The organism is Streptomyces sp. AK02-01A (genome assembly GCF_033795305.1).
In the GTDB taxonomy this organism is placed as follows: Bacteria; Actinomycetota; Actinomycetes; order Streptomycetales; family Streptomycetaceae; genus Streptomyces.
On record NZ_JARBAE010000014.1, the window covers coordinates 125430 to 141535 of the forward strand.

9 protein-coding genes are annotated in these 16106 nt (G+C 70.7%); 7 read left to right on the top strand and 2 right to left on the bottom strand.

Features of this window, described 5'->3' with window-relative positions; genetic code table 11:
• Window positions 1-299 precede the first annotated feature (299 nt).
• Window positions 300-4373, top strand: coding sequence for a discoidin domain-containing protein (locus PV679_RS16140; RefSeq protein WP_319680925.1), 4074 nt, complete (start codon window positions 300-302; stop codon window positions 4371-4373).
• A 109-nt stretch (window positions 4374-4482) separates the two neighbouring features.
• Here the strand turns inward: PV679_RS16140 and PV679_RS16145 are convergent, their stop codons facing one another.
• Both PV679_RS16145 and PV679_RS16150 read right to left on the bottom strand, forming a co-directional pair.
• Complete coding sequence (locus PV679_RS16145; RefSeq protein WP_319680926.1) at window positions 4483-5841, bottom strand: helix-turn-helix transcriptional regulator; 1359 nt, start codon at window positions 5839-5841, stop codon at window positions 4483-4485.
• 463 nt (window positions 5842-6304) lie between these two features.
• Entirely contained in the window at window positions 6305-7402 is a 1098-nt protein-coding gene (locus PV679_RS16150) for a hypothetical protein (protein ID WP_319680927.1), read from the bottom strand.
• 362 nt (window positions 7403-7764) lie between these two features.
• On the opposite strand from PV679_RS16150, the gene PV679_RS16155 reads away from it, so the two are divergent.
• From PV679_RS16155 to PV679_RS16180, 6 genes are all read left to right on the top strand, one after another.
• Window positions 7765-8094: a hypothetical protein gene (locus PV679_RS16155; protein ID WP_319680928.1), complete on the top strand. Its 330-nt coding sequence runs from the start codon at window positions 7765-7767 to the stop codon at window positions 8092-8094.
• 182 nt (window positions 8095-8276) lie between these two features.
• Window positions 8277-9302, top strand: coding sequence for a phosphate ABC transporter permease subunit PstC (gene pstC / locus PV679_RS16160; RefSeq protein ID WP_319680929.1), 1026 nt, complete (start codon window positions 8277-8279; stop codon window positions 9300-9302).
• Between the two features lie 84 nt (window positions 9303-9386).
• Window positions 9387-10634, top strand: coding sequence for a phosphate ABC transporter permease PstA (gene pstA, locus PV679_RS16165; RefSeq protein ID WP_319680930.1), 1248 nt, complete (start codon window positions 9387-9389; stop codon window positions 10632-10634).
• On the top strand, window positions 10631-12346 hold the full coding sequence (locus PV679_RS16170; protein WP_319680931.1) for a phosphate ABC transporter substrate-binding protein PstS: 1716 nt from the start codon (window positions 10631-10633) through the stop codon (window positions 12344-12346). Before pstA ends, PV679_RS16170 begins: the two co-directional genes overlap by 4 nt.
• Window positions 12343-14808: a hypothetical protein gene (locus tag PV679_RS16175; protein WP_319680932.1), complete on the top strand. Its 2466-nt coding sequence runs from the start codon at window positions 12343-12345 to the stop codon at window positions 14806-14808. The genes PV679_RS16170 and PV679_RS16175 overlap by 4 nt, the downstream gene beginning before the upstream one ends.
• Window positions 14809-15055: 247 nt before the next feature.
• Complete coding sequence (locus PV679_RS16180) at window positions 15056-16066, top strand: hypothetical protein (protein WP_319680933.1); 1011 nt, start codon at window positions 15056-15058, stop codon at window positions 16064-16066.
• Window positions 16067-16106 lie beyond the last annotated feature (40 nt).

The following is a 16106-nucleotide window of genomic DNA, read 5'->3' on the forward strand; positions in this document are numbered from 1 at the left end:
CGCGTGCGCCGCGCGGTCGGTCCGGACCTCGATGCCACGGAGGATCGACGCCGCGACGCGAGGCGGGACCGCCGAAGGCGCTCGCCCGGCCTGGCGCGCGGCGGACGGCCGTACCTCCGGCGCCGTCCGGAGGAGCAGGAGGAGCCGGTCCGGCGCTCGGTCGGTCTCCTCTCAGAAAACGGACGTTGCGGCAAGTCTTGACAGAAGCGGTGACGGATTAAAGCCTATGGCAACGTTGTCAGACACGCTGTGTCGGGCCGCCTGCCCCCTGGGCTCACCCTGGAATGGACTAGTTGCACATGCTGAATCAGTCGCCTCACCTGTCCCGCCGATCGGTTGTCGGGACCGGCTCAACCCTGCTCGCGGGCTTTGGCCTCGGGGTCGTGCTTCCCGGGAACAGCTATGCGACGGAGCTTGCCGCGCCGGGAGGAGCCGCCTCGCGAGGCGAACTCGCCGCCTACCGCCCGGTCTCGGTGTCCTCCACCGACTACGCGCCCACGCCGGGTGAGTTTGTGGTCGACAAGGTCAACTCAGTCGGTGTGCGAGGGACCGGATGGCGCGCCGCCGACGGCGATCCGCAGTGGATATCCGTCGACCTCCAGGCGGACTGCGATGTGGACTCCGTCCGTCTGACCTTCGAGGCCACGGCGGACGACCCGGTGTTCGTGCCCTCCACCGGCGGCAATCCGCGTGACAGCACGACCGGCCAGGAGGTCCTGTCGAGCTGCGCGGTGGACTTCGTCATCGAGACGTCCCGGGACCAGCGCTCGTGGACGACCGTGTACCGGACCACTTCCGGCACCGGCGGCGTGATGGAGATCAAGCTCGCCAAGCCCGTTGTCGCGCGCTGGGTGCGGATGACGGTGCGCAAGCGCTCCAACGCCAACCCGCTGGGCCTGAACGGTTTCGAGGTGTACGGCAAGGACAAGGGTCACCGGCCCGCGGCCACCGGCTGGACCGACTGGGGAACCCACCAGCACAAGGCTCCCGAGCTCAAGGTCGCGGCCGACGGCACGGTGCCGCTGGAGTCGGGCTGGACCCTGACCATGGACGACTGGGCAGACGGCGAGGGCGCGGAGCTGTCCCGGCCGGCGGTGGACGACAGCCGCTGGCTGCCCGCGACCGTCCCTGGCACGGTCCTGACCTCGCTGGTCGATCAGGGCCATCTGCCGGATCCGGTGGCCGGTTTCAACAACCTCCACATCCCTGAGGCGCTGTCGCGCCACTCCTGGTGGTACCGGCGCGGCTTCCGTCTGCCGCGCGGGCTGCGCACCGGCTCCGGCCGCCATGTCTGGCTGGAGTTCGACGGCGTCAACCACAAGGCCGACATCTGGCTCAACGGCCGTCAGGTAGGCGGTCTGACCTATCCCTTCGCCCGCTCCGCCCACGATGTGACGGATCTGCTGACGGCCGGTGGTGAGCAGGCGCTGGCGGTCAGGATCACGCCCATGCCTCTGCCCGGCAGCCCCGGTGACAAGGGACCGGCCGGTCTGGCCTTCGTGGACGCCGGCGCCACCATGATGAACCGCAACTCGCCGACGTATCTGGCCTCTTCCGGCTGGGACTGGATGCCGGCCGTGCGCGACCGCGTCTCCGGGATCTGGAACCATGTGCGGCTGCGCTCGACCGGGCACGCGGTGATCGGCGACCCGCGAGTGGACACCAGGCTTCCCGGCCTGCCCGACACGAGCAGCGCCGAGGTGACGATCGTGGTCCCGGTGCGCAACGCCGACTCCGCGAGCAGGCGTGTGACCGTCTCCGCCGCGTTCGACGACATCAGGGTCTCTCAGACCGTCACGGTGCCCGCCGGTGAGACGGTCGACGTCACCTTCGCGCCCGCCTCCTACGGACGGCTGCGGCTGCGCAACCCGAAGCTGTGGTGGCCCAACGGCTACGGCAAGCCGGAGCTGCACGATCTGACCCTGACCGCCTCGGTCGGCGGCGAGGAGAGCGACCGGCGCACCACCCGCTTCGGGATCCGCCAGTTCGGTTACGAGTACGAGGTGAAGCTGCCCTTCGGCGCCGGTACGGACGCGTACACGCAGTCGGTGCCGCTGGGCGCCCAGAAGGCGCGGTACGTACGCGTCAACTGCCTCACCCGCGCCACGAGCTGGGGTTCCTCGCTGTGGAGTCTGTCGGTCTTCGACAGCGCCTCGCCGGGCACCGACCTGGCGCTGCACAGGACCGCGACCGCGCTGTCCGTGGACGACCCGGCGAACCCGGCCTCCCATGTCACCGACGGCGACGCGAACACCCGCTGGTCCTCGGCCTTCGAGGACAACCAGTGGATCCAGGTGGACCTGGGCTCGTCCGTCTCCTTCGACCGCGTCGACCTGACGTGGGAGCAGGCGTACGCGAAGACGTATGTCGTGCAGGTCTCCGCCGACGGCGACACCTGGACGGATGTGAAGTCGGTGGACAACTCGGCGGTGCCGCTGCCGTTCCAGGGCGGCGACGCGAGCCTGCAGAACGTGGACTTCACCGCCACGAGCGGCCGTTATGTCCGGATCAACGGCGGCGCGCGGGCGACGAGCTGGGGTTCGTCGCTGTGGAGCCTGTCGGTGATCGACAGCGCCTCGCCCGGCACCGACCTGGCCCTGCGCAAGACGGCCACCGCCTCGTCCGACGACGGCTCGAACCCGGCCGCCAACGCCACCGACGGCGCTCCCGGCACCCGCTGGTCCTCCGCCTACGAGGACAACCAGTGGATCCAGGTGGACCTGGGCTCCTCGGTCTCCTTCGACCGGGTCGTCATCGTCTGGGAGCAGGCCTACCCGAAGACCTATGTGATCCAGGTGTCCGACGACGGCGACACCTGGACCGATGTGAAGTCGGTGGACAACACGTCGGACCCGCTGAAGATCGTTGTCAATGGCGTACGGGTGTTCTGCCGCGGCGGCAACTGGGGCTGGGACGAGCTGCTGCGCCGGATGCCCGCCGCCCGTATGGACGCGGCGGTACGGATGCACCGCGACATGAACTTCACGATCATCCGCAACTGGGTCGGCTCCGTCAACCGGGAGGAGTTCTACGCCAGTTGTGACGAACACGGCCTGCTGGTGTGGAACGACTTCCCGAACGCGTGGGCGATGGACCCGCCGGACCACCAGGCGTTCATCGACCTGGCGCGGGACACCGTCCGGCGCTATCGCATCCATCCCAGCGTGGTCGTCTGGTGCGGTGCCAACGAGGGCAATCCGCCCGAGCCGATCAACAGCGGTATGCGGGACGCGGTCCAGGCGGAGGCGCCGGGGCTGTTCTACCAGAACAACTCCGCGGGCGGCATCGTCACCGGCGGCGGCCCGTACGGCTGGGTGGAGCCGAAGCGTTACTTCTCGCCGTCCACCTATGGCAGCGGCAGCTTCGGCTTCCACACCGAGATCGGTATGCCCGTGGTGTCCACGGCGGAGAGCGTGCGCAATCTCGTCGGTGACGAGCCGGAGTGGCCGATCGGCGGCGCGTGGTACTACCACGACTGGAGCACCAGAGGGAATCAGGCGCCGCAGAACTACCAGGCGGCCATCGAGACCCGCCTCGACACGGCCAAGGACCTGGACGACTTCGCGCGCAAGGCGCAGCTCGTGAACTACGAGAACACCCGGGCCATGTTCGAGGCGTGGAACGCCAACCTGTGGAAGGACGCCAGCGGCCTGATGCTGTGGATGTCCCACCCGGCGTGGCACAGCACGGTGTGGCAGACCTACGACTACGACTTCGACGTCAACGGCACCTACTACGGCGCGCGCAAGGCGTGCGAGGCCGTCCATGTCCAGGCGGATCCGGAGAACTGGCGGGTCGTCGCCGTCAATCACACGCCGCACGCGCTCAAGGGCGCCACGGTCACGGCACGCGTCCTCGATCTGAACGGACGGCAGCTCGGCGCCGCCCGCCACACCAAGGTGGACGTCGCGTCGTCCGCCACCACGGCGGCGTTCACCGCCGACTGGACCGACGGCCTGCCGGACTTCCATCTTCTGCGGCTGCGTCTGGAGGACAGCCGCGGCGATGTCCTCTCGGAGAACACGTACTGGCGCTACCGCGATCCGGCCGACATGAAGGCGCTCAACAAGGTCAAGTCGGTGAAGGTCTCCGCCGACATCGGCCGTGTGACGCGGTCGGGTGAGCGTCGCGGGATGACGGCGACGGTCCACAACCGCGGCTCGGCGGTCGCCGCGATGGTGCGGCTGTCGCTGCTGGACGCGAAGAACGGCCGGCGTGTGCTGCCGACCCTCTACGGGGACAACTACCTGTGGCTGCTGCCCGGTGAGTCGCGGACCATCACTCTCTCCTGGCCCGCCGAGGCGCTTGTCTCGGGCCGGCCGGCGCTGGCGGTGGAGGGCTACAACACCGCGCGGACGGTGACCAAGGCGTAGGTCACGCTCCAGAAGCAGCGCCGGGCATCCTGTGGGCCAGCGGGTCCGCGGGATGCCCGGACGGCGTTTCCGGCCGCGCCTGGCCGGTCCGGACGGTGGTCAGGCCCGGTCAGGGTGTGGCCGCCACCTGCCACGCGTCGTAGCCGATCGGATAGTCGTACGCGGGCCGGTTCATGTTGGCGCTCGTACGGAACGGGCTGCCGTGGTCGTCGACGCGTACGGTGCCGTGCCGCGAGCCGCTCGACCAGTCGAGCTCCAGATACCAGCGCACGTCCTGGGTGCTGGTGACGGCCTTGATGTAGAACACCTCGGGATCCGTCTCGCTCACCTTGTACGGGAAGTCCCGCTGGCCCGACTTCGGGTCCGCGGTGGGCCGGCCGGCGTCGAGGTCGATACCGAAGGACTTCGTGCCGACGCCGCCGCCGCAGCCGACACCCATGGCGTAGTCGTTCCAGAGGAGCGGCGCACCGGTGCTCCGCACCCGTACATGCAGCGCTTCGAGGACAACGGTGTCCTCGGCCGTGCCCTGGACGGTCAGCGCGAGCAGTTGCGCTCCGGAGGCGACCGCGCCCATCGCGCCCACCCAACCGGTGGCGTCCTGCGCGGGCGGCGGCGGTGGCACCTGGGCCGGTTCCTTGTCCACCAGGTAGTGCTGGCTGCAGGGGCCCTCCCAGGCGTTGGCGCGGGCGTTGACGGCCAGGAGCGCCCCGGTGGCGTCGCCGGTGTCACCGGACGCGCCGCCACCGGACGGGGCGGCCCCGGTCCCGCCGGTCAGGGAAGGCGAGGTGGCGGGAGTGGGCTTGTGCGTGCGGGAGGCGGAGACGGAGGGCGACGGTGCGGTGGAGGCGGAGACCCGCTCCTCCGGCGACACGGGCGCGCGGTCCCCGGCGGACAGCTTCTTGCCTCCGTCGGTCTTCTGTCCCAAGGCGATGTTCGTGACGACCGTCCCGCCGATGACCACCAGAGCGACGGCGGCGGCGGCGAACAGAACGCCGCGCCGCGAGGCGCGCGCCGATCCTCGCTCGGCCTCGGCCTCGGCGGCTTCGGCGGCTTCCGCGTCCCGAGCGGCACTGACAGCCGTCGGCGGCGCGGGATCGGCGTCGCGCGCCGGGTGCGGCTCCGCTCCGTCTCCGGTGGCGAACTCGGCGCCGTCCGGAGAATCCGGCTCCGGGACGGCCTCCGGGGCCGGCTTGGACAGCTCCGCCTTCCGTGCGGCCACCCGCACCGCGGTGGCCAGGACCCACTGCCCGTGCAGCTCGACCAGCTCCGACGACGTCGCCCGGCAGAGCCGGGCCAGCCGCTCCACCGGGGCGTAATCCACCGGCACCGCGTCGCCGTTGCAGTAACGGTGAAGGGTCGAGGTGCTCATGTGCAGCCGCTTCGCGAGCACTCCGTAGCTGAGCCCGGACCGCTCCTTCAGCCTGCGCAGCGACTCCGCGAACGCCGCCGTCTCCTTGGCTCCGGCCATCGCCGTGCCACCCCCGCATCACATCCGACCATTCCGGAGAAGGGTCATTTCCGCACGCCAGAGCCTGTGCGAAGGCGCCGGCGGTCCGAGTTGACCGACAGCGCCGACACCCGGGACGGGTCACCGCACAAGCTGTGGTCATCCAAGCACGCCGCTTCCGGCGACCGGTCAAGAGGCCCGCTCCGATCAGCCGTTCCGAAGGGACCGGTACGGACCGGACGGCGCCGGGCCGGATCGCTTCGCCGTGACATGGAGCGGCGTTCCGGATGCGCCGGAGCCGCGCCGCGCCGCTCCGAGGCCGCGCGCCGGAAGAAGCCCTGCCGCCGAGACGCAGCCGCGTCCGCGCGTGACAGCCCTGACCGGACGAGGGCCGGGAGCCGGTTCTGCCGGCTCCCGGCCCTCGTCGTCCTCCGGCCGCGCGGTCCGTCCGGTCTGTCTGGGTCGGCGCGCTCGGACGGGCCGGTCAGCCCACGGTGTTGGTGGCCCAGACCGCCCGGCCGTCCTTGTTGTACAGGACGAGATTCCCGTCGTCCTGGACGGTGACAAAGGCGGCCTTCAGCCAGTTGCCGGTGGCCCACAGCGGCTCGTGCTTGGCGTTGTAGAGGACGAAGTTCCCGTCCGGCTGGAGATACAGGCAGTACCCGCCACGGCCGAGGGCGCCCGGCGCGGACCAGGTGGCCCTGCCGTCCCGGTAGAGGACGAGATTGCCGTCGTACTGGACACGCAGCGCGGTCCGGTCGTTGTGCGAGGTCCACGCCTGGCCCTGGCACAGTTTCGCGCCGACCTCGAAGGCGGCGTCCTTGGTGAAGCGTGAGGCGATGGACGCTGTCGATGCCTTGGCCGGCTTCTTCTTCGGCGCCGGGGCCTTCGACTTCGACGGCTCCGGTGGCGAGGAGACCGGCAGCGGAGCGTTCGCGGCGGCCTTCCGCACCGTGTCGGGCGACTTCGAGGGCGGGACCGAGGAGGTGGACGGCGAGGGGCTCTGCGGGACGTAGGCGCCGGGAGCGTTCGGCGCGTCGTCGCCGAGCACGGTGTCGGCGGCGGAACCGGCCCCGGCGGCGGACTTGGGCTGATCCGGTCCCGATCCCATCAACAGGAGTGGCACGGCGACGAGTACGGCGCCGGCCATGGCGGCGCCCGCGAGCAGTGGCCGGTTCGGCCGGCCGGGCTGCGCGAGGGCGGCCGCCTCCGGTGGGACACCGCCGGAAGCGGCCGCCGCGCCGCTGCCCGGTGTGGCCGGAGTGGCGCCGGTGGTCGCCGCGGTGGCCGCCTCGGCGGTCCGGTCGCCTTCCCGGGCGCCGGGGGACCGGCTGGGTGTGGCGGCGGCCGGGGCCGGTGTGCCGGGCGCGGTGGAGGCGGTCGAGGGCGCGGTGGCCGCGGCGCCGGTGGCCGGGTCCGGCTCGGACGGTCGCGTTCCGCCGCCGGACTCGCGCCGGGCGGCCGCCTCTCCGGCCGCCGTCCGGCCTCCGGGCCGACGCACGCCGGACGGCTCACCGGAAGCTCCGGCCGCGGCTGTCTCCTCCTGCCGTGAGGTTTCGCCGGGCCCTTGCTGCTCGGTCATTGAACTTCTCCTTCGGGCAGCCGATTTACCGGAACGCGGGGCACCGGTCTGGCCTTTGTGACGCCGAGTCAATCACTGATGGTCCGCGATGGACACTCCTTCCGGACAGCGCCTCCGGTCCACGTCTGCGGCGGTGTCAGTCGATGGCCGGATGATGACCAAGAGGCAACTTCTGTACGAATCATGGCGCCTGGTGTTCGTTTGGTTCCCGGCTGTCACGACCGTCTCACTAGGTTGCACCTGCTGCTCTGCGGGCCGTACCTGCGGTCCTACCGGGACGAGCGGCAGGGGTGGAGACCGTGGTTTCGGGTGAGGAGAGCGGGAGATTACGGAGCGCCGGAGGCGTCCGTTGTCAGACCGGCATGGACGCCGACGGCCGTTACGGCTGGCGCATCGTCGCACAGAACGGTCGCGTGGTCGCGGTGTCGGCCGTGACGTTCGGCTCGTACGAACAGTGCCGTAAGGCCTTCGGTGATCTGTGCCGCCGCTACGCGGTCCTGAGTGGCGGTGTACAGCACGCGGTGGAGGGCAATGGATGGATGTGGGCCGTCCGGGACGAGGACGGCCGCCGGATGATCGTGTCCGCCCGTTCGTACGAGCGCTACTCGACGTGCCGCGCGTCCTATGTCCGGTTCTGCGCGCTGCTGCGCGGCTTCGGCGACAGCGGAGAGGTGCCGTGGAGCGGCGGCTGAGGCGCCGGAGGCCGCCGCGCCGGAGGTGCGGTGGTGATGCCACGGCAGACTTCCCACGACACGCGCACACCTTCGTAACCGGAAGTTGCCTCTAGGGGGCCCCGCGTTCAGACAGCGGTGCGCGCATGTCAACCGGCGCCCCTGAGCGTCGAGTTGTGCTGAGACGAACCAGGGAACCAACGGTGACGGGCGCGGCCTCCGGCGGGTTCGCCGCCGACGGCCCGCCGGCCGCGGACGCGCCGCGCGGGCTGTACGCCGATCCCGGCCTGCCCGACCGCGTCTTCCGCGCGGTCGCCCGCGGCGGCGGCGGGCTGGTGCTCGCGGTGATGCTGCTGGTCGGCGGTTTCCTGCTGTACCGGGCGTGGCCCGCGCTCGACCGGGCGGGCTGGTCCTTCCTGACCACCGAGACCTGGGAGCCGGACGCCGGCCGCTTCGGCATCGCGGCGGTGCTCGTCGGGACGGTGCTGATCGCGCTGGTGGCCATCGTGGTGGCGGTGCCGCTCGCGGTCGGTGGCGCGCTCTACATCTCCGAGTACGCGCGGCCCGGCCTCCGCGGCACGCTGATCGGCGTCGTCGACCTGATGGCGGCCGTGCCGAGCGTGGTCTACGGACTGTGGGGCCTGTTCTTCTTCGAGGGCGCGGTACTGCCCACCGCCCGCTGGATATCCACCTATCTGGGCTGGTTCCCGCCCTTCGGCGTGGTCGGCGCCGACCCGCGCGATCCGCTCGCCACCGAGACCGTCTACACCTCCTCGACCTTTATCGCGGGTGTGGTGGTGGCCCTGATGGTCGCGCCGATCATCTGCTCGGTGATGCGCGAGGTCTTCACACAGGCACCGGCGGGCGAGCGTGAGGGTGCCTACGCGCTCGGCGCGACCCGCTGGGGCATGATCCGCAGCGTCGTCCTGCCGTTCGGCAAGGGCGGCATGATCGGCGGCACCATGCTCGGTCTCGGCCGCGCCCTGGGAGAGACCATCGCGGTCTACCTGATCATCTCGCCGGTCTTCCAGATCCAGTGGCATGTCCTGCAGAGCGGCACCAGTTCCGTCTCGTCGCTGATCGCGCTGCGCTACGGCGAGGCCAGTCCGTTCGGCATGTCCGCGCTGATGGCCGCCGGCCTCGCGCTCTTCGTGATGACCCTGATCGTCAACTTCGCCGCCTCGTCGATCGTCGCACGCAGCCGCTCCGGCGCCGCCTCGGAGACCTGACCACCGGCGTGAGCCACGCGGCGTCCGCGCCGCGCCCGCCGCACACCAGCCGTACGCAGTGAACCGTAAGGGGAACCGCCCGCCATGACCCTCGCACCCGGGACGCCACCGCCCGTCACGACGTCTCCGCGCACCGTGCTGCCCGCGAGCCTTCCACGGTCACCGGAGCCCGCGGTGGAGCAGCGGCGTGCTCTGGCGCGCGGCCGTGCCTCGGACACCTTCGCGCTGCTGGGCGCCTGCGCCGCGGCGGTCAGCCTGGCCGCGCTGCTCTTCGGCTGGCTGCTGCCGTGGAACGGCGTGATCGGCTTTCTGCTCGTCGCGTACGCGCTCTTCCTCGGTCTGTACGCCCTCCTGGTCTCCTTCGACGAGGACGGGCCGACGGTACGGGACCGGCTCGCCGGAGTCGTGGTGCGCAGCCTGGGCCTGGTCATGGTCGTCGCGCTGGCCTTCGTGATCGTCTACACGCTGTGGGAGGGCCGCGAGGCGCTGCCCCATCTGAACTTCTTCACCGAGGACATGACGCTCGCCGGCCCACTCGACCCGCTGAGCGCCGGCGGAATCCTGCACGCCGTCGTCGGCACGCTGGAGCAGATCGCCATCGCGCTCGCTCTGACCGTGCCCGCCGGGCTGGTCTGCGCGGTCTTCCTCAATGAGGTACCGGGCCGTTTCGCGCGGTTCGTCCGCACCGTCGTCGAGGCGATGACGGCCCTCCCGTCCATCGTGGCGGGTCTGTTCATCTACGCGACGGCGATCCTCGCGCTGGGCACCGGCAAGTCGGGCTTCGCGGCCTCGCTCGCGCTGGCCGTGATGATGCTGCCCATCATCATCAGGGCGTCCGACGTGGTGATCCGGCTGGTGCCCGGCTCCCTGCGCGAGGCGTCGTACGCGCTCGGCACCTCGCGCTGGCGCACCGCCTGGCATGTCGTGCTGCCCACCGCGCGCTCCGGTCTGACCACCTCGGTGATCCTCGGCACCGCGCGCGGCGTCGGCGAGACCTCGCCGGTGCTGCTCACCGCCGGTTTCAGCGCGGAGATGAACGCCGATCCGTTCAGCGGCGCGCAGGTGTCCCTGCCGCTCGCCGCCTTCGAGTTCGTCAAGTCGCCAGAGCCCGCCATGATCGCCCGCGGTTTCGGTACGGCGGCGGCGCTGATGGCCCTGGTGCTGCTGCTGTTCGTCCTCGCCCGTCTCATCGGTGGCCGGGCGCCGGGCCGGCTGACACGGCGCCAGACCCATCGGCGGGTGCTCGCCTCGCGCCGCGACGCGGAGCGCTTCGCCGCCCGTGCCCGCACCTCCTCCGTACCGTCCGCCACGTCCCTCAGGAGTTCCCCGTGAGACCCGCGACCATCTCCCGTCCGGCCCTGGGGCTGGCCGCGCTGTTGTGCGCGCTGCTGGCCACCGGCCCGCTGCCGGCCTGGGCGGCGACCTATCCGAAGATCAACGGAGCGGGCTCCACCTGGAGTTCGAACGCGCTGGACCAGTGGCGCCGCAATGTCGCGTCCAACTTCGGGATGACGGTCAACTTCGCGGCGACCGGATCGTCCAACGGCCGCGAGCAGTTCAGAAACGGCTCGGTCGACTTCGGCGTCTCGGAGATTCCGTACGGACTCAAGGAAGGCGGCGTCACCGACGCTCCGCCGAAGCGAGGCTTCGCCTATATGCCGATCGTGGCCGGCGGCACGGCCTTCATGTACAACCTCAAGATCGGCGGCAAGAAGGTCACCAACCTCCGGCTGTCCGGTGATGTGCTCGCCAAGATCTTCACTTCGAAGATCACCATGTGGAACGCGCCCGAGATCAGAGCGGACAATCCGGGTCTGACCCTGCCGGCCCGCCGGGTCGTGCCGGTCGTACGCTCCGACGGCTCCGGTACGACGGCGCAGTTCACCACCTGGATGGCCAAGGAGCACGCCGCCACCTGGAACGCCTACTGCGCGCGCGCCGGGCGCGCCACGCCGTGCGGCCTCACCTCGTACTTTCCGGTGGTGCCCGGCACGTCGACGATCGCCAAGTCCGGTTCGCTCGGTGTCTCGGGCTATGTGAAGCAGAGCCAGGCCGAGGGCGCCATCACCTATGTCGAGTACTCGTACGCCATCTCGACCGGATTTCCCGTCGCCAAGATGCTGAACAGCCAGGGCTACTACGTGGAGCCCACCGCCTCCAGCGTCGCGGTGGGTCTGCTCGAAGCGAGGATCAACCCGGACAGGGGATCGGCCAACTATCTGACCCAGATCCTGGACAACGTCTACCGCTCCCGCGACAGCAGGTCCTATCCGCTGTCCAGCTACAGCTACATGATCCTGCCCACCTCGCTGGACGGCGAGCAGAATCCGATGACCGAGGCCAAGGGCCTCTCGCTGGGCACCTTCGCCAACTACTTCCTCTGCGACGGCCAGCAGATCGCCGAGGAACTGGGCTACTCGCCGCTGCCGAAGAACCTCGTCCAGGCGGGCTTCGAGCAGGTCCGCCGCATCCCGGGCGCGCCCACGGACAAGATCAACATCAATAGCTGCCGCAATCCCACCTTCTCCTCGGACGGCACCAACACCCTCGCCAAGAACGCGCCGTTCCCGAAGGCGTGCGACAAGAAGGGCGCGACGCAGTGCTCGGACGGCACGGCGGGTGCGAAGGGCCAGCAGACTCCGGTGAAGCCGGGCGCGCGGGGCACCAACGGCGGTTCCGGAACCGGCGGTACGGGCCCCGGCGGTCCGGGCGGCTCCGGCGGGACCACGGGCGGCACGGCGGGCGCCACGGGCGGCACCGGCGGTGCCACGGGCGGCGCGGACGGCAGTCCGGAGTCGGCTTCCGGCGGAGCCTCCGGCGGTGTGACCGACCCGGACACCGGTGAGCTGATCAGCGCGGACTCCGGCGGAGGCGATTCCTCCGTCGTCGCCAATCCGGTCACGCTCGCCTCCGGTGAGGCGACGGGCCTGCGCGGCGTGCTGATGGCGCTGTCCGCGCTGCTGCTGCTCGGCGTGGTCGTCGGCCCACCGCTCGCCGCTCGCGCGCTGGCCGCGCGGGACCGCCGCGGCGGAGGCTCGGCATGAGCAGCCGCGGACGAGCCGTGCTGACACATCTCTCACGGCGCACCACGGCCGGTCTCGGAGCGCTTCTGGCCGCGCTGCTGCTGGCGCTCGTACCGCTGCCTTCCGGCGCGGACCGCGCGCAGGCGGCGCAGGCGGAGGACTCCGCGCTGACGCTGAGCGGCACGAAGGGCCCGTACGACGACTTCTCGGACCTCAAGGTGACCGTCCATCAGACAAAGAACCTGCGGGCCCAGGGTGTGGCGCTGACCTGGACCGGCCGGGAGAGCGACCCGAACGGCCCGAAGTACCGGAACTCCATCCAGATCATGCAGTGCTGGGGAGACGACCCGGCGGGACCCGACCGGGAACAGTGCGAGTTCGGCGGGAACAACGCGGGCAGCCACTGGCTCAGCAAGCGTTCGCTGCCGGCCGGCACGGATCCGCTGGAGACGGAGTACGCCGGCGGCGACGGCACTCCGTTCGTGCCGTTCCGGCCGCTGGAGGGTGAACCGACGGACTCGTCGACCGACTCGACCTATTTCAGCACCAACGACACCAATGCCCAGCCGTGGCTGCGCACCAGGGCCGACGGCTCCGGTGAGGCGGTCTTCGAGGTGAAGACCGCGATCGAGGCGCCGTATCTGGGCTGCGGCGCCCTGGACACGGCGAGCGGTCAGCGGCCCCGGCGCTGCTGGCTGGTCGTCGTCCCGCGCGGAACACACGACCCGGACGGCACGGTCAACCCGAGTGACGGCCTGGTCACCTCTCCGCTGAGCCAGTCCAACTGGAACCAGCGGCTGGTCTTCCCGCTGGACTTCGGCCCGGTGGGCAACACCTGTCCGGCGGACAAGGCCGAGCGCCGTGTCATCGGGTCCGAGCTGCTGACCGAGGCCATCACCTCCTGGCAGGCGAATCTGTGCGCCGGCGCCGGCGCCCGGTTCACCTTCAGCCAGGCCGCCGAGGACTACGCGCGCAGGCTGGTCGAGAACCCGACGGCGACCTCGCCGGGACTGGGCATCACCGTCGCACCGGCGGAGGGCGCCACGCCGGTGGTGCACGCGCCGGTGGCCGTCAGCGGACTGACGGTCGGCTTCTTCTGGGAGGACGAGGCCGCCGGCCAGGTGCGCGACCTCAAGCTCAGTCCACGGCTGCTCGCCAAACTGCTGACCGGGTCGTATCCCTACGACCTGCGCCACATCAGTTTCCAGAATCCCGTCCCGGACCATCTCAAGGACAACGCGCGATCCATTGTCGTCGATCCGGAATTCCGGCAGCTCAATCCCTTCTTCGAACGTCCCGCGCAGCCTCAGCTCTATCCAGGCGGAATTCTCGTCCAGGCCGGTAACTCGGACGCCAACACCATGGTCTGGCGTTATCTTCAGTCGGATCCCGAGGCTCTTGAATTCCTTCGAGGAAAGCCGGATCCGTGGGGCATGAAAGTGAATCCCTACTATCAGAGCCTGGGCCTCGACACGGACAGCCCGCTCGATTTCCCCAAGGCCGACACCACGGAGACCGAGCTGGCGCTGAACGACAACGGGACCGTACGGAAGATTCTGTACGGCCAGCTTGAGAAGTCTCCGTACTCGAACGACATGCACGACGCCGCGCGGCGGGTGCGGCGCGGCTCCAACGGAGCGACGTTCCAGGCGGCGCTCGACAGCTCTCCACAGGGCATCAAACTCGTCGCGGAGGAGAACATCCCCGGCTCCCGCCGTGCGTACGGCATCGTCGACGCGGCGTCCGCCGCCCGCTACCAGCTCGACCTCGCCGCGCTGCCCAACGCCGACGGCGAGTACGTCAAGCCGAGCGCCGAGGCCATGCTCAAGGCGGTCGCGCGGATGCCCGACTCCACCGTCGCCGGTGTGAAGACGCCGGATCCGCGCACGGCCAAGAACGGCGCGTATCCGCTGACGGCGGTCGCCTACGCCGTCGCACCGCTGGACCAGCCGGCCGCGGCGCGCGAGGACTACGCGCGGCTGATCCGGTACGCCGCCGGGGCCGGCCAGACCCAGGGCCTGACGCCCGGAGAGCTGCCGCCGGGATACGCGCCCCTGCCGAAGGACCTGCGGGACCGGGCGCTCATCGCCGCGGACCGGCTGGTACGCGGCCCGGCCGGCGACGCCGCCGCGACCCCGCCGGCCGGCGCCGCGCCGGGCGGCGCCGGCGGAGCGGGCACGGGTGACGGCGCGGCCGGTGGGCCGGGCGCGGCCGACGGCGCCGCCGGGACCGCCGGAGCGCCGGCGGCCTCCGGTACCGGCGGCCCGGACGCCTCCGCCGCGCCGTCCCCGGGTACGGGCAGCCCCGGCGTGGCGCGGAGCGGTCTCGCCTCCTCCGGCGGACTGACCCCGCGCGAAGTGCTCGGCGTCGTCCGCTGGGTGCTGCTCGGTGTGCTGGTCGTCGGCGCGGCGGCGGCGCTGGCCGGGCCCGTACTGCTGAGGCTTTCCGCGCGCAGGGCGGCGACGGCGGGCGGTTCTCCGTGACCTAGGAGGCCGCGCCAGCAATTCCCGGAAGGCAAAGCCTTCCGGGAATCAGTCGCAGCTATGCGTGAATTCTCTAGGTGTGACCTAGGAAATGACCTCGTAACCTTTTCATCCGGCGGAGTTGGTGGTCCTGGACCAAGGATGTGCGGAAATGTTCAAGGCGTCGGCCGACGGGTCGGCAGAACGAAATCCGGATTCTTCTTGACCGTCCATTCCTCGAAATCCGTATGCACGGAGGAGAACAGAAGTGAACGTCAAGTCCCGTGTTCGCCTGGGCGCCGTCGCCGGTGTCGCCGCTCTCGGTGTGGGCATCCTGGCCCCCGTAGCCTCCGCCGACCCGGCGATCGGCGAGTACCGCCAGCTCGTCGGCGTGGGTTCCGACACCACGCAGGACGTCGGCAACGGTCTCGGCTCGGCCATCACCGACCCCGACGGCACCCCGGACAACCAGCTCATCGCCTCGTACAACGCGACGGGCACCGCCACCATCAAGACCCGCGCGGCCGGCTGCACGATCAACCGTCCCAACGGCTCCTCGGCCGGAATCGACGCCCTGCGCGCGGACATCCCGAACGCGGTCAGGTGCATCGACTTCGCCCGCTCCTCCCGGGGCCCCGCGGACACCACGACCAACAAGCTCACCTGGATTCCGTTCGCCAAGGACGCGGTGAGCGTCGCCGTCCGCTCGGACAGTGACCTCAACGACGGCCTCAACCTGAGCACCGCCGAGCTCCACGACATCTACACCTGCGTCAAGACCACGCACAACGACGTCAGCCTGACCCCGCTGCTGCCGCAGTCCGGCTCCGGCACCCGGACCTTCTTCCTGGAGAAGATCGGTGTCACCGAGGCCCAGGTCGGCGCCTGCGTCGACGGCACCGTCCAGGAGCACGACGGCACCGCGCTGAACAGCGCCGGTGACATCGCGCCGTACTCCGTCGCCCAGTACATCGCCCAGACCGGCCACGTGGTGCCGGACCGGCACGGCGTGACGGTGCTCGGCCAGGTGAACGGCGTCGCGCCGCGCAACACCAACGGCTCGCTCAACACCTCCTTCCCGTACGCCCGCGACGTCTACAACGTCGTGGAGACGGCCAAGCTGTCGGACGCCACCATCCGGTCCGCGTTCGTCAACGTGACCACGGGCGGCACCACCACGGTCTCCAAGGTGTGCGCCCAGACCGCCGTGATCTCCGCCTACGGCTTCGGCACCCTCGGCACCGCCTGCGGCACCACGTCCCTGACCGGCGAGCGCTGATCAGCACCCTTTCCGCCACCGCGTCACGGCCGGGCACCTA

Excerpts from the sequence above, each read along its gene's own strand:
- PV679_RS16140 (WP_319680925.1), top strand. The coding sequence starts at position 300 with ATGCTGAATCAGTCGCCTCACCTGTCCCGCCGATCGGTTGTCGGGACC.
- PV679_RS16145 (WP_319680926.1), bottom strand. The coding sequence starts at position 5,841 with ATGGCCGGAGCCAAGGAGACGGCGGCGTTCGCGGAGTCGCTGCGCAGG.
- PV679_RS16150 (WP_319680927.1), bottom strand. The coding sequence starts at position 7,402 with ATGACCGAGCAGCAAGGGCCCGGCGAAACCTCACGGCAGGAGGAGACA.
- PV679_RS16155 (WP_319680928.1), top strand. The coding sequence starts at position 7,765 with ATGGACGCCGACGGCCGTTACGGCTGGCGCATCGTCGCACAGAACGGT.
- pstA (WP_319680930.1), top strand. The coding sequence starts at position 9,387 with ATGACCCTCGCACCCGGGACGCCACCGCCCGTCACGACGTCTCCGCGC.
- PV679_RS16175 (WP_319680932.1), top strand. The coding sequence starts at position 12,343 with ATGAGCAGCCGCGGACGAGCCGTGCTGACACATCTCTCACGGCGCACC.